The sequence below is a fragment of the Jannaschia formosa genome (genome assembly GCF_003340555.1).
In the GTDB taxonomy this organism is placed as follows: Bacteria; Pseudomonadota; Alphaproteobacteria; order Rhodobacterales; family Rhodobacteraceae; genus Jannaschia; species Jannaschia formosa.
On sequence record NZ_QPLJ01000115.1, the window covers coordinates 1 to 764 of the forward strand.

General features: G+C 65.2%; 2 protein-coding genes. Both read right to left on the minus strand.

The genetic code is table 11. From position 1 onward, the window contains the following. On the minus strand, positions 1-392 hold a 392-nt coding region (locus DR046_RS23065; RefSeq protein ID WP_135227408.1), incomplete at its 3' end, for a transposase. 82 nt (positions 393-474) lie between these two features. Beyond that, a partial coding sequence (locus DR046_RS23425; protein ID WP_209313654.1) for a hypothetical protein occupies positions 475-764 on the minus strand: 290 nt, incomplete at its 5' end.

Consider the following 764-nt stretch of genomic DNA (forward strand, 5'->3'; position numbering starts at 1 on the left):
CGGATGAGCGTATCGTAGGTCCGCGCGCCGATGCGGCGGAGGTGGGCTTTCAGCTTGGAGAAGGCCATCTCGATCGGGTTCAGGTCGGGCGAGTAGGCCGGCAGGAACAGCATCCAGCAGCCATGGGCGTTCAGGATCTCGGCGGCTTTCGGGCTCCTGTGGGTCGAGAGGTTGTCGAGGATGACGACGGTGCCTGGCGACAGGGCCGGTGCGAGCTGGGTCTCGACGTAGACGTCGAAAGCGGCCCGGTCCATCGCGCCCTCGATCACCCAGGGCGCAATCAACGCATCGCAAGTGAGCCCGGCGATGAATGTCTGCGTCTTCCAGCGACCGAACGGGGTCGTGCCGAAAAGACGTTCGCCGACGGCACTCCGGCCCCGCAGGCGAGTCATGTTCGCCTTCACCGACGTTTCATCGAGGAAGACCAGTCGATGCGCCCTTTCCCGCATGAAGGGCTGCCGACGGACGGTCCAGTCATGCCGGGCCAGCCTGATATCCGCCCGGTCGCGTTCCTGCGCGATCAGGCCTTTTTTTATATGAGATCCCCGCCCTGATCAGGGCCCGGTGGATCGACGAGAGCTGCACCGAGACACCACGCGTCTCTTCCAGCGCCCCGGCCAATTCCTTCAGGGTGATGTCTGGCTCCGCACGGACGATCTCGGTCAAGAACGCCATGTGGGGCGAAAGCTTGCCCGCGGTCCCCGCTGCGCGACCCTGCCGCTTCGGTGTTATCACCCCCTGGTCGCGATGAGCGGCCGCCAACC